At 55.7% G+C, this 17,308-nt stretch carries 17 protein-coding genes, 1 tRNA gene and 1 pseudogene; 13 read left to right on the plus strand and 6 right to left on the minus strand.

Going from position 1 to position 17,308, the window contains the following annotated elements; genetic code table 11:
- Positions 1–85 precede the first annotated feature (85 nt).
- The 10 genes and pseudogenes from pcaF to V6N04_RS00670 form a co-directional block, all read left to right on the plus strand.
- Positions 86–1,288, plus strand: a complete 1,203-nt coding sequence (gene pcaF / locus V6N04_RS00625; protein WP_371168178.1) for a 3-oxoadipyl-CoA thiolase — start codon at positions 86–88, stop codon at positions 1,286–1,288.
- Positions 1,289–1,290: 2 nt separating this feature from the next.
- Positions 1,291–2,283 carry a 1,2-phenylacetyl-CoA epoxidase subunit PaaA gene (gene paaA, locus V6N04_RS00630; protein ID WP_371168179.1) on the plus strand — a complete coding sequence of 331 codons (993 nt, stop codon included), beginning with the start codon at positions 1,291–1,293 and terminating at the stop codon, positions 2,281–2,283.
- Positions 2,284–2,294: 11 nt separating this feature from the next.
- On the plus strand, positions 2,295–2,579 hold the full coding sequence (paaB, locus tag V6N04_RS00635) for a 1,2-phenylacetyl-CoA epoxidase subunit PaaB (protein ID WP_371168180.1): 285 nt from the start codon (positions 2,295–2,297) through the stop codon (positions 2,577–2,579).
- Positions 2,579–3,340 (plus strand): 1,2-phenylacetyl-CoA epoxidase subunit PaaC, encoded by a 762-nt coding sequence (gene paaC / locus V6N04_RS00640; protein WP_371168181.1) that lies wholly within the window; start codon positions 2,579–2,581, stop codon positions 3,338–3,340. The genes paaB and paaC overlap by 1 nt, the downstream gene beginning before the upstream one ends.
- 1 nt (position 3,341) lies before the next feature.
- Complete coding sequence (paaD, locus tag V6N04_RS00645; protein WP_371168182.1) at positions 3,342–3,803, plus strand: 1,2-phenylacetyl-CoA epoxidase subunit PaaD; 462 nt, start codon at positions 3,342–3,344, stop codon at positions 3,801–3,803.
- 9 nt (positions 3,804–3,812) lie between these two features.
- Positions 3,813–4,877, plus strand: a complete 1,065-nt coding sequence (locus V6N04_RS00650) for a 2Fe-2S iron-sulfur cluster-binding protein (RefSeq protein ID WP_371168183.1) — start codon at positions 3,813–3,815, stop codon at positions 4,875–4,877.
- Positions 4,878–4,887: 10 nt separating this feature from the next.
- On the plus strand, positions 4,888–5,646 hold the full coding sequence (locus V6N04_RS00655) for a Phenylacetic acid catabolic protein (protein ID WP_371168184.1): 759 nt from the start codon (positions 4,888–4,890) through the stop codon (positions 5,644–5,646).
- 34 nt (positions 5,647–5,680) lie between these two features.
- Entirely contained in the window at positions 5,681–7,708 is a 2,028-nt protein-coding gene (paaZ, locus tag V6N04_RS00660; protein WP_371168185.1) for a phenylacetic acid degradation bifunctional protein PaaZ, read from the plus strand.
- Between the two features lie 2 nt (positions 7,709–7,710).
- Positions 7,711–8,460, plus strand: coding sequence for a PaaX family transcriptional regulator (locus V6N04_RS00665; protein WP_371168618.1), 750 nt, complete (start codon positions 7,711–7,713; stop codon positions 8,458–8,460).
- Positions 8,461–8,651: 191 nt separating this feature from the next.
- Positions 8,652–8,893 (plus strand): annotated as a pseudogene (locus V6N04_RS00670) (transposase); the annotation flags it as partial.
- 242 nt (positions 8,894–9,135) lie between these two features.
- Here the strand turns inward: V6N04_RS00670 and V6N04_RS00675 are convergent.
- On the minus strand, positions 9,136–9,489 hold the full coding sequence (locus tag V6N04_RS00675) for a hypothetical protein (RefSeq protein ID WP_371168186.1): 354 nt from the start codon (positions 9,487–9,489) through the stop codon (positions 9,136–9,138).
- A 14-nt stretch (positions 9,490–9,503) separates the two neighbouring features.
- Between V6N04_RS00675 and V6N04_RS00680 the strand changes: the two genes are divergently transcribed.
- Positions 9,504–10,022 carry a histidine phosphatase family protein gene (locus V6N04_RS00680; RefSeq protein WP_371168187.1) on the plus strand — a complete coding sequence of 173 codons (519 nt, stop codon included), beginning with the start codon at positions 9,504–9,506 and terminating at the stop codon, positions 10,020–10,022.
- Positions 10,023–10,134: 112 nt separating this feature from the next.
- The gene (locus V6N04_RS00685) at positions 10,135–10,917 is read left to right on the plus strand and encodes an inositol monophosphatase family protein (protein WP_371168188.1); all 783 of its coding nucleotides are present in this window, start codon (positions 10,135–10,137) and stop codon (positions 10,915–10,917) included.
- On the opposite strand, the gene V6N04_RS00690 is transcribed toward V6N04_RS00685, so the two are convergent.
- The 3 genes from V6N04_RS00690 to V6N04_RS00700 are packed head-to-tail and all read right to left on the minus strand — an operon-like array spanning position 10,914 to position 15,232.
- Positions 10,914–11,978 carry an ABC transporter ATP-binding protein gene (locus V6N04_RS00690; RefSeq protein WP_371168189.1) on the minus strand — a complete coding sequence of 355 codons (1,065 nt, stop codon included), beginning with the start codon at positions 11,976–11,978 and terminating at the stop codon, positions 10,914–10,916. The genes V6N04_RS00685 and V6N04_RS00690 overlap by 4 nt on opposite strands.
- Before the next feature lie 12 nt (positions 11,979–11,990).
- Entirely contained in the window at positions 11,991–14,204 is a 2,214-nt protein-coding gene (locus V6N04_RS00695) for an ABC transporter permease (protein ID WP_371168190.1), read from the minus strand.
- Between the two features lie 2 nt (positions 14,205–14,206).
- Entirely contained in the window at positions 14,207–15,232 is a 1,026-nt protein-coding gene (locus V6N04_RS00700) for an ABC transporter substrate-binding protein (RefSeq protein ID WP_371168191.1), read from the minus strand.
- Positions 15,233–15,609: 377 nt separating this feature from the next.
- On the opposite strand from V6N04_RS00700, the gene V6N04_RS00705 reads away from it, so the two are divergent.
- A complete protein-coding gene (locus tag V6N04_RS00705; protein WP_371168619.1) occupies positions 15,610–16,245 on the plus strand; it encodes an HAD family hydrolase in 636 nt (211 codons plus the stop codon).
- Positions 16,246–16,702: 457 nt separating this feature from the next.
- Here the strand turns inward: V6N04_RS00705 and V6N04_RS00710 are convergent.
- Together V6N04_RS00710 and V6N04_RS00715 are read right to left on the minus strand one after the other, a co-directional pair.
- Positions 16,703–16,778: transfer RNA gene (locus V6N04_RS00710), tRNA-Ala, on the minus strand.
- Positions 16,779–16,876: 98 nt separating this feature from the next.
- A complete protein-coding gene (locus tag V6N04_RS00715) occupies positions 16,877–17,200 on the minus strand; it encodes a TIGR02300 family protein (RefSeq protein WP_371168192.1) in 324 nt (107 codons plus the stop codon).
- Between the last annotated feature and the right edge of the window lie 108 nt (positions 17,201–17,308).

Below are 17,308 nucleotides of genomic sequence, written 5' to 3' on the forward strand. Positions count from 1 at the left end.
TTGCTTCGAATCATTTTCCACCACATTATCGACCAAACGGTCAGCTTTACTGAGAGGGCGACATCCCTCTCAATCAGGAGGGAACATGGAAGCACTGATCTGCGACGGGGTGCGGACGCCAATCGGACGCTATGGTGGTGCGCTGTCTGGTGTGCGGACGGATGATCTCGCGGCCCTGCCGATCGAGGCATTGATAGCCAGAAACCCAGATATCGATTGGACGACGATTGACGACGTCATCTATGGGTCTGCCAACCAGGCCGGTGAAGACAATCGCAACGTCGCACGCATGGCCGCCCTTTTGGCGGGTCTTCCAGTTGAAGTTCCGGGCACGACAATTAACCGCCTATGCGCTTCCGGCATGGACGCGGTCGGCATGGCCGCTCGCGGGATTAAGGCCGGCGACTACGACCTGTGCATCGCCGGTGGTGTCGAAAGCATGAGCCGTGCGCCCTTCGTCATGCCAAAGGCAACCAGTGCCTTCACCCGTGCCAATGCGGTGTACGACACCACCATCGGCTGGCGCTTCGTTAACCCCAAGATGAAGGCACAATATGGCATCGATTCCATGCCTCAAACCGCAGACAATGTAGCTGAAGACTACGCTATCAGTCGCGAGGATCAGGACGCTTTCGCTGCTCGTAGCCAAGCGCGTTGGGCCGCAGCGCATGACGCGGGTAACTTCGCGGATGAGATCATTCCGGTCACCATCCCGCAGCGCAAAGGCGACCCGATAGTGGTCGACACAGACGAACACCCGCGCCCCGGCACAACGGCTGAAAAGCTGTCGGGTCTGCGTGGCGTGAATGGCCCCGACCTTACGGTCACTGCTGGCAATGCGTCCGGCGTGAACGATGGTGCTGCCGCGATGCTGATCGCGTCAGAAGCTGCCGCCAATGCCAACAACCTAACGCCCATGGCCCGCGTGGTGTCCATGCAGGCCGCCGGTGTTGCCCCGCGCGTGATGGGCATTGGCCCCGTCCCAGCCTGCCGCAAGGCACTGGCAAAGGCTGGACTGACCATCGATCAAATTGACGTGATCGAACTGAACGAGGCGTTCGCCTCCCAAGGTCTTGCCACCCTGCGCGAGTTGGGTGTGGCCGATGATGATCCACGCGTAAACCCCAATGGTGGGGCAATTGCTCTTGGCCACCCGCTTGGCATGTCCGGGGCGCGTCTTGTCCTGACCGCCGCCTACCACCTGAAACGCACTCGTGGGCGCTATGCGCTATGCACCATGTGCGTGGGGGTCGGACAGGGCGTCGCCCTTATTCTGGAAAGGATCTGACGATGTATGCACAGTTGGTGAAAACCGCAGGTTCCGGTGTGAAAACCCGCGAGGAAATGTCTGACGAGGAACGAGAATTTCAAGATCGCGTCGATCGCGACGAAAAGATCGAACCCAAGGACTGGATGCCGGACGATTATCGCGCCACGCTGATCCGTCAGATCGGTCAGCACGCCCATTCCGAAATCGTAGGCCAACTGCCCGAGGGCAACTGGATTACCCGCGCGCCCACGTTAGAGCGAAAAGCAATTCTGCTTGCTAAGGTGCAGGACGAAGCCGGTCACGGTCTTTATCTTTACTGCGCCGCCGAAACACTGGGTGTCACGCGTGACGAACTGACCGAGGAACTGCTGTCGGGCCGCATGAAGTATTCCTCGATCTTCAACTACCCCACGCTGAACTGGGCCGATATTGGCGCGGTCGGGTGGCTGGTGGATGGCGCAGCGATCATGAACCAGGTGCCGCTGCAGCGGACATCCTACGGCCCCTATAGCCGCGCGATGATCCGCATCTGTAAGGAAGAAAGCTTCCACCAGCGCCAAGGCTACGACATCATGATGAAGATGGCCCAAGGCTCCGAGGCCCAGCGCCGTATGGCTCAGGATGCGTTGAACCGCTTCTGGTATCCATCGTTGATGATGTTTGGACCGTCAGACAAAGACAGTGTTCATTCGGCGCAATCGTTGGCGTGGAAAATCAAGATCGACACCAATGACGAGCTGCGTCAGCGCTTTGTCGATCAGACCGTGCCGCAAGCCAAGTATCTTGGCCTCACCATCCCCGACGAGAACCTGAAATGGAATGAGGAACGCGGTGCACATGATTTCTCGGAACCTGATTGGACCGAGTTTTTCAACGTTATCAAAGGCAAAGGCCCCTGCAACATAGAGCGCATGGAAGCGCGTGTGAATGCTTGGGAAGACGGCGCGTGGGTACGTGATGGCCTTCTGGCCCATGCCCGCAAGAAATCCGCAGCCCGCACAGCCGCCGAATAAGGAGAGATCAGATGTCGAAAGAATGGCCCCTCTGGGAAGTTTTCATCCGCGGTCAGCATGGTCTGAGCCACCGTCATGTGGGCAGCCTGCACGCGCCGGACGCTGAAATGGCAATCAAGAACGCCCGTGACGTCTATACGCGTCGCAACGAAGGCGTGTCGATCTGGGTGGTCGAGGCCATGCATATCGCGGCCTCAAGCCCGGAAGAAAAAGGGCCGCTCTACGAGCCGTCAAACTCAAAAGTTTATCGCCACCCAACCTTCTTCGACATTCCTGACGACGTGGGGCACATGTGATGGCGGATCAGAAAGCTCTTTTCGAGTTCCTGCTGAGAATGGGCGACAACAGCCTGATCCTTGGCCACCGCGTCAGCGAATGGTGCGGCGTCGCGCCAGTCCTGGAGGAGGACATCGCACTGGCCAACACTGCGCTTGACCTGATCGGCCAGACACAGTTTTGGCTGGGTCTTGCGGGCGAAGTCGAAGGCAAGGGCCGCACGGCAGATGACCTCGCGTTCCTGCGCGACGCGTGGGATTTCCGTAATGTGCTTCTGTGCGAGCTTCCAAACGGCGATTTCGGTCGAACTTTGATGCGTCAGTTCCTCTTTGATGCTTGGTCGTCGGTGATGCTTGGCCGGCTCATGACTTCGTCGGATGAGCGTATCGCGGCGATCGCCGCCAAGGCTTCCAAGGAAGTCGCCTATCATGTGGAGCGCTCGGGCGACACGGTGGTCGGCCTTGGCGACGGAACCGAGGAGAGCCATGCCCGCATGCAGACAGCACTCGATTACCTCTGGCCATATGTGGGCGAGATGTTTGACGGAGACGAGGTCGACGCGGCCATGGTCAAGGCAGGCATTACCCCCGACCCCGCCAGCTTGCGCGACGAATACGACGCTCTGGTGGGAAAGGTTCTGGGCCAAGCAACCCTGACCATCCCGACGGACACGTTCCACCACACAGGCGGGCGGACAGGCTATATGCACACCGAGCATCTGGGCCACCTTCTGTGCACCATGCAATGGTTGCAGCGCGCGTATCCAGGCGCGACGTGGTAAGATGGGTCAACCGTCAGTTGATACGATCTGGGATTGGCTGGATCAGGTGCCCGACCCCGAAATCCCAGTGATCTCGCTGGTCGATCTTGGCATCATCCGAGATGTTCGATGGCAGGGCAACGAGCTGACTGTCGCCGTCACGCCCACGTATTCCGGTTGCCCGGCCACCTCTGTGATCAACATCGACATCGAAACCGCGTTGCGCGACCGCGGGATCGAAAAACTGACGCTTACACAGCAATTGTCCCCCCCGTGGACCACTGATTGGCTGTCGGACAAAGGCAAAGCGGCGTTAGAGCAATTTGGCATCGCCCCGCCTTCGCCCAAGGGCGAACCAGAACGCTGCCCCAATTGCGGTCGCCATGATCTGGAACGCACCAGCCAGTTTGGCTCGACGCCCTGCAAGGCACTCTGGCGCTGCCGCGACTGCCTTGAACCGTTTGATTATTTCAAGTGCATCTAGGAGAGAACTATGGCGCGCTTCCACAACCTGACCGTGACCGATATCCAGAAAACCATCCGAGACGCCGTTGTTGTGACGCTCACCCCAGACGAGCCACACGCATTTGACTACACTCAAGGCCAATACATCACGTTCCGCCGTGATTTCGAAGGACAGGAACTGCGCCGGTCATACTCGATCTGTTCGGGTCTGGATGACGGCAAGTTGCAAGTTGGCATCAAGCGGGTCGATGGTGGGGCGTTTTCCACATGGGCCAATGAGGACCTGAAACAAGGCGACACGATCGAAGCCATGTCTCCGATGGGCAATTTCTTCGTGCCGATCGCCCCGGACACTGACCGCCACTATTTGGGTTTTGCCGGTGGGTCGGGCATCACGCCTGTACTTTCTATCATCAAGACCACGCTTGCGCGCGAACCAGATGCCCAGTTCACACTGGTCTATGCCAACAAGGCCGTTACGACGATCATGTTCCGCGAGGAGCTGGAAGACCTCAAGAACCGCCACATAGGCCGCTTCAACGTAATCCATATTCTGGAAAGCGACGCACAGGACATTGATCTGTTCACAGGATTGGTGGACGAGGCGAAATGCGCGCAGCTGTTCAATAGCTGGATCGATATTAAATCAGTAGATACAGCCTTCATCTGCGGGCCAGAGCCGATGATACTGGGCATCGCCAAAGCGCTGCGTAACCACGGATTGACTGATGCGCAGATCAAATTTGAACTGTTTGCTTCTTCGCAACCCGGCCGGGCGACAAAGAAAGCAACCCGCACATCGACCGCAACAAAAGACGGCGTCGAAGCCGTGATCTCGATGGATGGCGCCAGCCGCACTATCAGCATGGATGGCGAGACCTCGATCCTTGACGCGGCCCTCGCCAACGATATGGATGCGCCTTTCGCCTGCAAAGCCGGCGTCTGTTCGACCTGTCGCTGCAAGGTGATCGAGGGCGACGTTGACATGATCGCCAACCACGCACTTGAAGATTACGAGGTCGAGAAGGGCTATGTCCTGTCCTGCCAGTCCTATGTCCGTTCGGGCAAAGTCATCGTCGACTACGACCAATAGGGAGCCCACCATGACCGAGATGAGTATCACTGACTATCTCGCCCAAGGGGGCGTGCTGACCAATCCCGAAAACGTTCCGGCGCGATACCGCGCAGAACTGATGCGCCTGATGGCCACTTTCGTGGACAGCGCCTTGGCTGGGGCCGCAGGCTTCGCTGATATCATCAACGAAGGCCCGGGCATCAAGGAACGCATCGCAGCGGCCAAGATCGTGTTGGAAAAGACGGACAACGCCGACAAAGTTCTGTCGATCATGGGCGATTTCGGCGCCAACACTGTGCGCTATGCCAACCACCACCCGTGGACAGATCGTCTGGACCGCGACGCCGATATCGGCACCTCGCGCACGGATACGGACATGCGTCTGTCGGTCTTCAACTACCCCATACTGGGTTGGGCGGATGCTGTGGTCATGAACCTGCTTATGGGGCTGGCTGTGGGCGTGCAAATGAGCGAATTCAAACGCGTGTCCTATGCGCCTTTGGCCGAGGCCTTCCGCGCCATCGCACCGGTCGAGGCCCGCCACGCCGAACTTGCTGTCGAAGGTATTGAGCGGTTGATCGAAACGGGTATCGACAAAGCCGAGTTGCAAGCCAGCATCCTTTATTGGTGGCCGCGGGTTGCCGCGAGTTTCGGAAAAGACATCTCAACCCGCGCAGGTCACTTAAAGGCGTTTGGGTTGCGTCATTCAACCAACGCGGAGCTGCGCGAGGAATGGGAAGCCATTGCAGCCGCTACGCTGAACAAACTGGGTCTGAGCGCGCCGTAAACGCAGCCCCACCGTATTCGATTAAGGACAGAGTATGACCGTGATGAAAGTCTCCAGTTTTGCCGCAGGCCGATGGGTCGCTCCCGGTAAAAACGCCCGCCCCATCGCCTCGGCCATAACAGGTGCACAGATAGCCGAAGCTGGCGGCGCGGATCTGGATATGCAGGCGATGATCAACTACGCGCGCAATGTGGGCGGACCTGCCTTGCGCAAGATGGGCTTTCACGATCGCGCCAAGATGCTGAAGGCATTGGCGATGGATTTGGGGCAGCACAAACAGGCGCTTTATGACCTCAGCTTCAACACGGGCGCCACGCAATCGGACCATGTGATCGACATTGATGGCGGTGTGGGCACGATGTTCGTCTTCGCCTCCAAAGGTCGTCGTGAGATGCCGGATGGTAAGGTCTATATTGATGGCGAGATTGAGCAGCTCAGCCGCAATGGCACCTTCCTTGGCATGCACATCGCAACGCCGCTGCAGGGCGTAGCCGTACATATCAATGCGTTCAACTTCCCGGTTTGGGGAATGCTCGAAAAGCTCGCGCCGACGTTACTGGCTGGGGTGCCGGCCATCGTAAAACCCGCCACCGCGACCAGTTATGTAACCGAAGCCGCCGTACGGATCATGCTGGACAGCGGCATACTTCCGGAAGGCGCGTTGCAACTGATTTCCGGCGGCACGGGCGACCTTTTGGACCGACTTGGCCCGCAGGACATCGTCAGCTTCACAGGCTCGGCGCAGACCGCGTCAACACTGCGCTCGAACCCGAATATCCTGAAGAACTCCGTGCGTTTCGTAGCTGAGCAGGACAGCCTTAACGCGTCGATCTTGGGGCCGGATGTGACCCCGGACGCCCCGGAATTTGATCTCTTCATCAAAGAGATACACTGCGAAATGACCACGAAGGCCGGTCAGAAATGTACCGCTATCCGCCGCATTATCGCACCCGAGGCTCAGGTCGCAAACGTGATCAAGACGCTCTCGGCCCGGTTGGACAAGACGGTCATCGGTGACCCGCGTACTGACGGAGTGCAAATGGGCGCGCTCGTCTCGGCTGGTCAAAAAGCGGATGTGTTGGAAAAAGCCGCCGCGATTGGAACCGAAAGCACGCTGGTTTACGGCAACCCTGACGACAGCGACTTCGCGGGTGACGTGGATCTGGGCGCCTTCGTAAAACCCATGCTGTTCCACTGCGAAACACCCGACACCGCCACCATCGTACATGCAACGGAAGCCTTCGGACCCGTCTCGACCATCATGGGATATCGCGACATCGCCCACGCCATCGAACTTGCGAACAAAGGCGAAGGCTCGCTGGTCGCCTCGGTCATCACAGGTTCAGGCGACGTGGCCCGCGAAGTTGCCATGGGCGCAGGCGCGTTCCACGGGCGGCTATACTTCAACAACGCCACGTCGATGAAGGAAAGCACTGGCCACGGCTCGCCCCTGCCCCACATGGTCCATGGCGGCCCCGGTCGAGCTGGCGGTGGCGAGGAAATGGGCGGCGTGCGCGGCGTTCTGCATTATATGCAACGCACCGCCATTCAAGGCAGCCCAGACATCTTGACCTCGATCAGCGATCGCTGGGTGCCCGGCGCGGCCGAGATCGAAGCTTCTGCACATCCGTTCACGCGCAAATTTGGCGAGCTGTCGATTGGCGAGACGCTACACACATCATCGCGCGAAATCACCTTGGACGACATCGAGAAGTTCGCCCATTTCACCGGCGACACATTTTACGCCCACATGGATAGCGAAGCCGCGAAACGGAACCCGTTCTTCCCGGACCGCGTGGCCCACGGCTATCTGCTGCTGTCCTTCGCAGCTGGTCTTTTCGTAGAACCAAACGAAGGACCGGTTCTGGCCAATACTGGGTTGGACAACCTGCGCTTCATGAAACCCGTCGAGGCTGGCGATACGATAAGCGTTCGCCTGACCGTCAAAGCCAAAACCCGCCGCACGGACGACTATGGCGAGGTGCGCTGGCACGTGACACTGACCAATCAAGACGCCGAACTGGTCGCGGAGTATGAACTTTTGACAATGAACGCCTATTGACGATGGATAGCCAGGCAGCCTCCGAGGATGCGCAAGCATTCATCAATCGCCTGAAGGGCGCCGGAGACCTGCGTGTCTGGTCAGTGATCGTCACAATCATGGGCGATATGGCGCGCGCGCCCGGAGAAACCGTATCCGGCACCACGCTCGGCGCTCTGATGGGGGCTATGGGCATCCGACCCGAGGCCACCCGCGTGGCCCTGCACCGGCTTCGCAAGGACGGATGGATCACCAGCGAACGTGTCGGGCGCGGATCGCACCACGCCCTGACGGACTACGGTCGCGAACAGACTCTTGCGGTGGTGGATCGGGTTTACGGTCCCGACGTCCCGGTGCCCGCCAAATGGTATCTGGTAATTTCAGTCCCCGGCGGACCGTCGTGTATGCCGACTGAGTTGACCGACGAGGGCTTCATTCAGATCGCTCCCAACACGTTTCTAGGGGCCACACCGCCTGATCCAACCCGCGACCTAGTCTGTTTTTCAGATGCAACGCCGCGGATCCCTGACTGGATCTGTGCAAAAATACTTCAGCCTGAATTGCAGCAAGACATCTTGGACCTATCCGCCGCGCTAGACGAGTTCAGCCAGCTTGACACTGCGAACGAACCGTCCCTTATCCGTGCTGCCCTCCGTTCGCTCATCGTACATCGTTGGAGGCGTATAGCATTGAAGTTACCAAAATTGCCGTTGAGTATACTAAAACCAGGCGCATACCTGCATACCCAAATCAATGAGTTTCTCGTGAGGTGACGAGTAATGCCACGGACAATGGCTAGAACACGCACGGCCCCATTATGTAATGCGTGCTGGAGGTCGTGAACTATCCTTCATTGTCAAACAGTATGTGGAGAGCGTTATGCACGCCACTGTCGGAATTCTGTCCTGAGCCTCTGAATTTCCTCCAGTTCTGTGTCGATTCCGGCTAAAATCAAGACGGACCAATGAAGACTAGATTCACTGACGAACAGATCATCCAGATGATCAAAGAGTAGGAAGCTGGCGGGAAGACGGCTGACGTGTTCGGGCGCTTGGGGGTCAGCCAAAGGACCTTCTGCAAAGACAAGAGCAAATATGGTGGGATGGAACCGGCGGCTGGGAAGAAGCTCCGGGCGCTCGCGCCGAAAACGCAAAGCTAAAGAAGCTGCTGGCCGAGCAAATGCTCGACAGTGCAATGCTTCGAGATGAATCCGTGGACAAAACACTCTTCGGCTCATTAGCAGCAGCCCGATCAACGCCGGAAAAATGGCGCGAGGACTACAACACCAACTGGCCGCCGAGGGCCATCAAACCAACCCCAGGAATTCTCCGTGAGGTGCGGGGGGGTGGGGCTCAGGTCAGCGGGTGCAGCTCTGTGCCGTCCTCGACTCACGTCAACACTTCTTCGGCTTCACTCCGGAAGAACGCGTCGCTCTCTCCGCGGGCATACTAATACCCGATCACGACTATTAGATCGTCGTTCAGCTCTACAACCCCATCGAATGACTTAGCCGCGTTGTTCCCAACAATCGCATCCACGCGTATCTCTTGATCTTCTTCCAACAGGTGGCGGTAGTACACGTCATGGACGAGCTTCAGTTGCTCGGGGGTAAGCTCTTGCTGCGCTGGGCCCCGTTGCTGTCGTCTGTGTTGTTCAGACCTCCGAACAACTTCGGCAGCTGCAATCCCAACGGCGCGCACTGCTTCACCGTAATCATTCGTCTTGAGCCAGAAGGTATCTTCGCTCTTGGGATACAATACGCTTACAGGCGGCCGAAAGGCTTTCTTGTTTTGCCTGTACATGGAACACTACTGGCATGCTGCAGAGAATTAGGTACCTTTCGCATCCGCAAGTGCAGATCGACCCTGCCAAAGATATAACCGACTGGTCGCTGAGCGATTTGGGGCAACGTCGCGTGACTACACTTGCTCGTTCCAATGCTCTGGTTGGCACCACGACCATCATCAGCAGTGGTGAGACCAAAGCGATTGAAACAGCTCGGCCTTTGGCGGATGCCCTTGGTTGCAAACTGACGGTGCGCGAATTGATGCATGAAAATGATCGCAGTTCGACCGGATACTTGCCGCGCGGAGAATTCGAAGCCGTTGCTGATCAGTTTTTTGCCCGCCCCAGTGAAAGCGTCCGTGGGTGGGAAACTGCGCTAGCTGCGCAGGCTCGAATTGTAAACGAAGTCGACACGTGCCTGAGTGGGCACTCGCTTGGCGATGTGTTTTTTGTAGGACACGGCGCTGTGGGTACATTATTGTTCTGTCACTTGTCTGGTCTGGCGATCGACAGAAAGTTTGATCAAGACCCCGGCGGCGGAGGATGCTAGTTTGAATTCAACAGCCTGGAACGCCGACCCGTAAACGGTTGGCGCCCGATGGAAATGTTGGTCGAACGTCGACCACTCTAGGAATATGAGACTGAATAAGACGAGGGTTAAATTGGACGATAGATCAAAGTGCGCCGCAGAGATCGCTAAGAGCGGAGGAGAACTAGCGCTGGATTACTTCCGTCGTGTGGGCAGCCTGGAAGTTGTCGACAAAGGCCTGCAGGATTTTGTCTCTGAAGCGGATCAGAATGTTGAATTGCACATTCGCAAGCTTATTGAGGAAACCTTTCCCGAAGATGGCATCATTGGCGAAGAACATGCGCCAAAGCCCAGCAAATCCGGTTTCAATTGGGTGATTGATCCCATTGATGGGACCACAAACTTCGTAAATGCGATCCCAGCTTGGTGTGTTGTGATTGCCATCGTTAAGGATGATCAGGCACAGATTGGCGTCATCTATGACCCTATTCACGATGAAACTTATCAGGCGGTATTGGGCAACGGTGCAACATTAAATGATCAACCACTGATCTGCCCTGCAGATACGTCGATCGATCGTGGCAGCATTGGAACCGGGTATTGCAATCGCGCCAGCAAAACCAACACGATGACACTGATCTCTATGGTTTTGGAGCGGGACGGTGTCTTTCACCGCAACGCATCTGGTGCGCTTTCACTGGCATATACGGCTGCTGGAAGGTTAATCGGATATATAGAAGAACACATGAATGCGTGGGACTGCCTTGCAGGGCAGCTTATCATTTCAGAGGCTGGTGGACGAGTTGAAAAACAGTCTGCGGATCATATGATTTCGCAAGGCGGGCGGGTTGTTGCGGGAAGTTCCGGCATTTTTAACGAGCTGGTACACATGGCGGACACCGCCTTCGACGCCTAATCTGCCGGCAACAAAACCGGACCAACGGTATCCAGTCCTACAAGCACATTTGCACCCGCAGATAACGGGTTATCAACGTCTTCGCTCACAACAAAAATTTGACCAAAGCCAGCTTCCAATGTGTATTCCATCCGGCTACCAACATAGGTCGCTTTCGCCACATTCATTGCCAAACCCTCTGAAACACCGAGCTTAAACCGCGTCGGGCGCACCGCAAGGTTCGCAGGGCCAAGAGGCAGTCCGCGTGCGGGTAGCTGATGCGCCAGATCGCCCAACCGGATATGTGCGACGTCGCCTTGAATGCTGGTAATCTCGCAAGGAAGAATGTTTGCCTCACCAATGAAATCTGCAACGAACCGGTCGGCTGGCGCGTCATAAAGCTCGCGTGGGTGGCCCACCTGCGCGATAGACGCATTTCGCATGACGACAATCTCGTCCGAAACCGCCAATGCTTCTTCCTGATCATGTGTGACGTAAACGACGGTCAAACCAAGGTTTTGTTGTATGTCGCGAATGTCTTCGCGAACCTGCCGACGCAACTTCGCATCGAGGTTTGACAATGGTTCATCAAACAGTAGCACCTGAGGTTCCAACACAAGCGCTCTCGCGACAGCCACGCGCTGTTGTTGTCCGCCTGACAGTTCAGAAGGGAGGCGATCGCCAAAGCCTTTCAACCCAACAAGATCGAGCCCGTTTTGCGCGCGGTCTCGGGTCTCGGATTTGTCAAAGCCTGAAAATTCCAGCCCGTAGGACACGTTCTCCATTACGCTCATATGTGGAAACAATGCGTAGGATTGAAACACCATCGAGACATCGCGATCCGTCGCGGGCAACAACGTTACATCCTGATCTCCGATAAAAATCGATCCGCGGGTGGCAATCTCAAGCCCCGCGATCATTCGCAAGGTTGTCGTCTTCCCGCAGCCTGACGGGCCCAGCAACGTGACCAGTTTGCCCGCCGCAATTTCAAGGTTGATGTCGTCAACGGCGACGACGTCTTTGCCGTAAACTTTGGTGACATTGCGGAAACTGACGGGCGCCGCTTTTGCATTGATGCTCATGTCTTTGTTTCCCTAAACATTGGTGCGAGACTGCGTCATACGCCGCCCGATCTTTGTTCGGCCAACGATAAGCTGCATCGCCAGAACAACACACAACATGACAAAAATCAGCGTGGTCGAATAGGCAATCGCTAGGCCGTAGTCGTTATTTTCCACCCGGCCAATGATATAGCTCGTCGCCATATTGTATTCAGCGGAGACGAGGAAAATCACAGCTGAAATCGCCGTCATTGCCCGGACGAAACTGTAAACCAACGCAGCAAGTATGGCTGGGCGCAGAAGTGGGATAATCACGCGACGGAAAGTTTGCCAGGAGTTTGCGCCAAGAGTCAGCGAACTTTCGTCCAGTGATTTGTCTAACTGGGACATGCTGGCAATACCCGCCCGCACGCCGACGGGCATGTTGCGGAATATGAAACTGACGACAAGGATGATGCCGGTGCCTGTGATCTCAATCGGCGGGACGTTGAACGCCAGAATGTAACTCACGCCGATAACTGTGCCAGGGATGGCAAAAGATAGCATGGTCCCAAACTCAAACGCATTTTTGCCGGCAAAGGTCTGACGCGTCAGCAAATAGGCCGTGATAAGACCGACAACAGCGGTCAGAGGCGCTGCGATCCCGGCGATTTTAAGCGTGGTCCAGAAGCTATCCCATGCCGAACCGGTCCAGCGGATGCCTTCTTCCTCAAATCGAAGCGAAAATGCCGTACCATAGTGCTTGAGAGTGAGGGTGTTGTTCACGCCCCAAAGTTCAACAACCGAGCCATAAAAGATCATCAGATAAATCACGACGGTGAACGCAGCCCAGATCATCGCAATAGCCAGTACCGGTACAGAAAGTGCTGTTGGCATATTTGGATGTACGCCGCTGTCGCCTTTCCCGGAAACCGTGGTGTAACTTTTTTTGCCCAGCCAGCGGCGCTGTGCATAGAACGCTCCGAGCGTGAAAAACAGCAAAACCATCGCCAGTACAGCCGCCTGACCTTGGTCGTACTGCGCACCGACGATGGCAAAGAAAATCTCTGTCGAAAGCACATCATAGTTGCCGCCCAGCACCAGCGGGTTGCCGAAATCCGCCATGCTTTCAATGAAGCCCAGCAAGAATGCATTGGCCAATCCCGGGCGCATGAGCGGCAGAGAAACGGTTTTAAAGACTTGCCACTTGGATGCGCGCAGCGTCTGCGCGGCCTCTTCCATTGACGGCGAAACGCCTTCAACCACGCCAATCAAAACCAAAAAGGCGATCGGTGTGAAAGCTAATGTTTGGGCTATTAGAATACCCGGCAACCCATAAAGCCAGCGCGTCGGTTGTATGCCCAAAAGATCAGAGACCCAGACGGTTACCGTCCCGGATAGACCGAACAGCAAGATCAACGCCAAGCCGATCACAAACGGCGGCGTGATGATCGGCAGAACAGTCAGAGCACGCAAACCACGTTTGAAGCGGAACCCGGAACGGGTCACGACCAAAGCAAAAATCAGCCCAAGGACGGTTGTGATAAAGCCAACGCACACGGCAAGGAATAAGGAATTCCATGCAACGCCACATCGCCCGCCAGAAAGGCAGGCGAGGCCCCACAACCGGTCATCAAAAAACTTGGAAAAGAAGACCCCAGCAGAATAGCCACCATCTTGCGTGATGAATGCGGCGGTTAGCATCTTCGCAATTGGAAAGAACACAAAGGCCGTGACAATCACCACGACCCCACCGATTGAGCTTACAACAAATACATCGCCATTGATGGCCCCCCTGGCAGCAAGGCCCTGTGTAAAGACGAAAAGGAAGGCTGCGGCACAAACCATCGCGCCGTAGCCCATGCCAAATTGCCGATCACCCAAATCGCCAAACAACGCCGCCGCCCATTCGAAATTCCAGCCGCGAATACCAATGGCAAAGCCTTGCAGAGCCAACCAACCAAAACCGATTGCCCCAGAAAGGATCAGAACCTTTGCATAGATCGGGTCTGACTTGCGGTTATTAAGAACGGCGAATGGGGCGAGCAACGGGGCGATCAGAGGAGCCAGCCATAGCTTCTCCCCTTGCCCGATCAGGAAGAGACCAGGAGCGTAATCGTCGTCGAATGGGTAACCGTCGACCAACCATTCAAAACTGAAAAAATCCTCAATCCCATACCAGGGAAGGACCAAGAAGCCGACCAACCCGGCAATGATCCAAAAGATCAGAACCGGGTTAGCCGTTTTATCAGATGTAGCCTGACGCATGTTTACTGAGGCAGTACTGACACCTCATCATCCCACTTTTTCAAGAGACGCTGACGCGTGTCAGACGATCCGTAGGTGCGGAAATCATAGTCGATCAACTTGATCGCGCTCATATCCGGCGCGCTTTCGGATGTTTTCGCATTTACATTCGATGGCACTTGAAACGCATTGACCTCCAGAGCGAGGTTTTGAGCCTCTGGTGACAGCGCCCAATCGTAAAACGCTTTTGCGCTTTCCATGTTCCGAGCGCCTTCGATGATCGACATGGACCCGATTTCGTACCCAGTGCCTTCGCATGGTGCAACCACATTAACCGGGAACCCGCTGACGGCTTGCTTGACCGCATCATGCATAAACACAATACCAACCGTATTTTCCCCTCGGCCAGCGGCCTTGATTGGGGCCGACCCAGACTTGGTGTATTGATTGATGTTGGCATGAAGATCGGCCATGAACTTAAATCCCTCTTCCTCACCAAACAGCTGAACCATCGTCGCAAGAGTTGTGTATGCGGTGCCCGATGAGTTCGGATTGGCCATCTGAACATGGCCTTTGAATTCAGGCTTCAGAAGATCCTTCCAGCACTCCGGTGTCGGCAAATTGTTGGCCGCCAGCAGGTCTGAGTTGTATCCGTACCCAAGCGCACCAGAATAAATTCCGATAGTTTTGTTGCCAGCACTTTCCGCTTGACTAATCGCCCAGGGATGCAACTGGTCGCGCATCGGTGAAATGTACTCTGCTGTCAAACCCTCTTCCGCTGCTTGCAGATGGGGGTCACCGGTTCCGCCCCACCACACGTCGCCACGCGGGTTCGAGCTTTCCGCTTTAATTTGTGCAAAGGTTTCGCCGGATGATTTGCGTGTCATTGCGACGTCGATACCGGTTGCGTCTTCAAAACTGTTCGCCATCAACTGGCACCAATCCTCTTGCGCAGAACAATAGAATGTCAGGTCATCGGCGGATGCCGCGCCCGCCGCCACGACTACTGAAAGTGCTGATGCGCTGGCCCAATTACTGAATTTGATCATTATGTTAGTCCCCCCAAACAATTGGTTATAGAGGGTGATGATAGCTTCGGTTTTTCAGTTTAGCCTAGCAAAAAGATAATTTACCTCCCTTCGGAATTGATGATTCCCCCATAGGCCGTTGTAAAGGCGTGCCTTTTATAATGCTTTCCTGGCGTCACTGGCACTACAATTCCTAATCAGCACCGAGCAACTTTTCCCATTCAGACCACTTTGAGGATCGTCTCTGCATCTTGACGTGCTATGCTTGAGATGACCGATTGCAGCGGTGCAACCCTGCTTGCTTACTGTCCGCCAGCAACTTGAACTGCGTTTCAAAAGGAAGACCGCGTGCCAGACCAGCCTGATCCACTCTTTGTTCCTCCAGCGCGCCAAAAGTGATGGAAAGTGTCTTCCACACGAATGGCACGCAGCGTTCGCTGCCATCGAAAAGTTGGTTCCAAGAGATCACGGCGGGTGGTTATCGAGCCCTTATTCTTGATTGCGACGGCACGCTCGTCGAAAGCAGTGAAGTACATCTTACGTCCTTTCAGGCTGCGGTTCGTGCACAAGGTCAGGACATGCAACGCGATTGGTACTTCGCGCGGACCGGACTGGACCGACGATCGCTCTTCACGGCTTTTTCGGCCGAGATATCAAATGGGTTCGATGTTGAACGCGCGATCAAGAATAGCATTCAGAATTTCATTGAGCTAAGTCCTGCAGTCACCTCGATCGACGAAACCGCCGAACTGGTTCAAGCACTTGAAAAAACACATCCGATGGCTGTCGCAACAAACGCTGAGTTAGAAGTTGCAACAGCGTCGCTCTCTGCGACCAACTTGCTGGGCTATTTTGGTTTTATCGCCTCAATCTCTGACAACGTTGCGGCGAAACCAGCGCCAGATATCTACGTGTTGGCTGCAGAGCGTTTGGGGTTTCAGACGAATGACACCCTGGTTTTTGAGGATTCAAAGGAAGGAGTTAGGGCCGCGCTTGATGCTGGCCTCGATGTCATTCAAATAATTCACGACTGACAATCCGGCGAAAGCTGCGAACAGGTATTAAGCCGCCAACTCAAGCACCCTTCTTACGCTCGTCAGCTGCTCCAGTGGCCCAACATCCAGAGCGCAAGACGAAAACGTACTTAATGCAGCGAATGCTGCTTCCAAACCGGCCCTTCTGCCCTCAATCGGTGCAGGTGGGATGGGTGGGAACATCGCTCGACGTCCGTTCGCAACCCCGTTGGTAATACAGCCATAACAGTTAGGATTGTTACGCCCCGAGCAACCAACTATTCTGCTAACACCCATATGCGAAGGCAGAGGGCGCAACAAAACCCAACGGGACCGCAGCACGATGATAATAGGTGGTTTTTCAGAAGTATAATCTGGGGTGGCCGAGCATCTGTCTCAAAGCCGCCGCTGTAACGGCCACTCATCTAAGCCCCTCATATACAAGGACTTTGTTCAATATCAATGAGATAGAGAGGGATGGTGGAGCCTAGCGGGGTCGAACCGCTGACCTCTTGCATGCCATGCAAGCGCTCTACCAACTGAGCTAAGGCCCCATTCCGCCAGCGTTTCCGCCGTCAATGCGCGGTATTTAGGCAAAGGCGCGTATGGGTTCAAGTCCAAAAACGCGCCTCGTACCAAAATTCGTCGATGCTTAGTCGTCGTCTTCTGCAGCGACGTCTGCGATCTCATCCAGCGAGACATCGTCGTCGTCGTCATCGTCAAGAACGTCATCGCCCAGATCGACATCCGTCGTATCATCATCGTCTTCAAGAACGGCGTCTGCGTCTTCGACCAGATCGTCCTTCATAACGGCCTTGTCTTCTTTGTCCGCAACCATCGTCCGCGAAGCTTTGCCGGTATCGAGGTTCACAACCTCGCCCGTGTATGGGCTGACCACCGGGTTAGCATTCAGGTCATAGAAACGTTTACCGGTTGTCGGGCAGACGCGCTTGACGCCCCATTCTTCCTTGGGCATGTAAAACCCTTTCCGTTCTTTGTAAGTCGTGCGAGATTTGCCGCCAACTGCCATATGTATGCCGGGGTGTCAAAGGCTTTTCCTGTTCCACACAGAACCGGCGGCATC

Origin of the sequence: Aliiroseovarius conchicola (assembly GCF_041403445.1) — a bacterium.
Lineage (GTDB): Bacteria > Pseudomonadota > Alphaproteobacteria > Rhodobacterales > Rhodobacteraceae > Aliiroseovarius > Aliiroseovarius conchicola.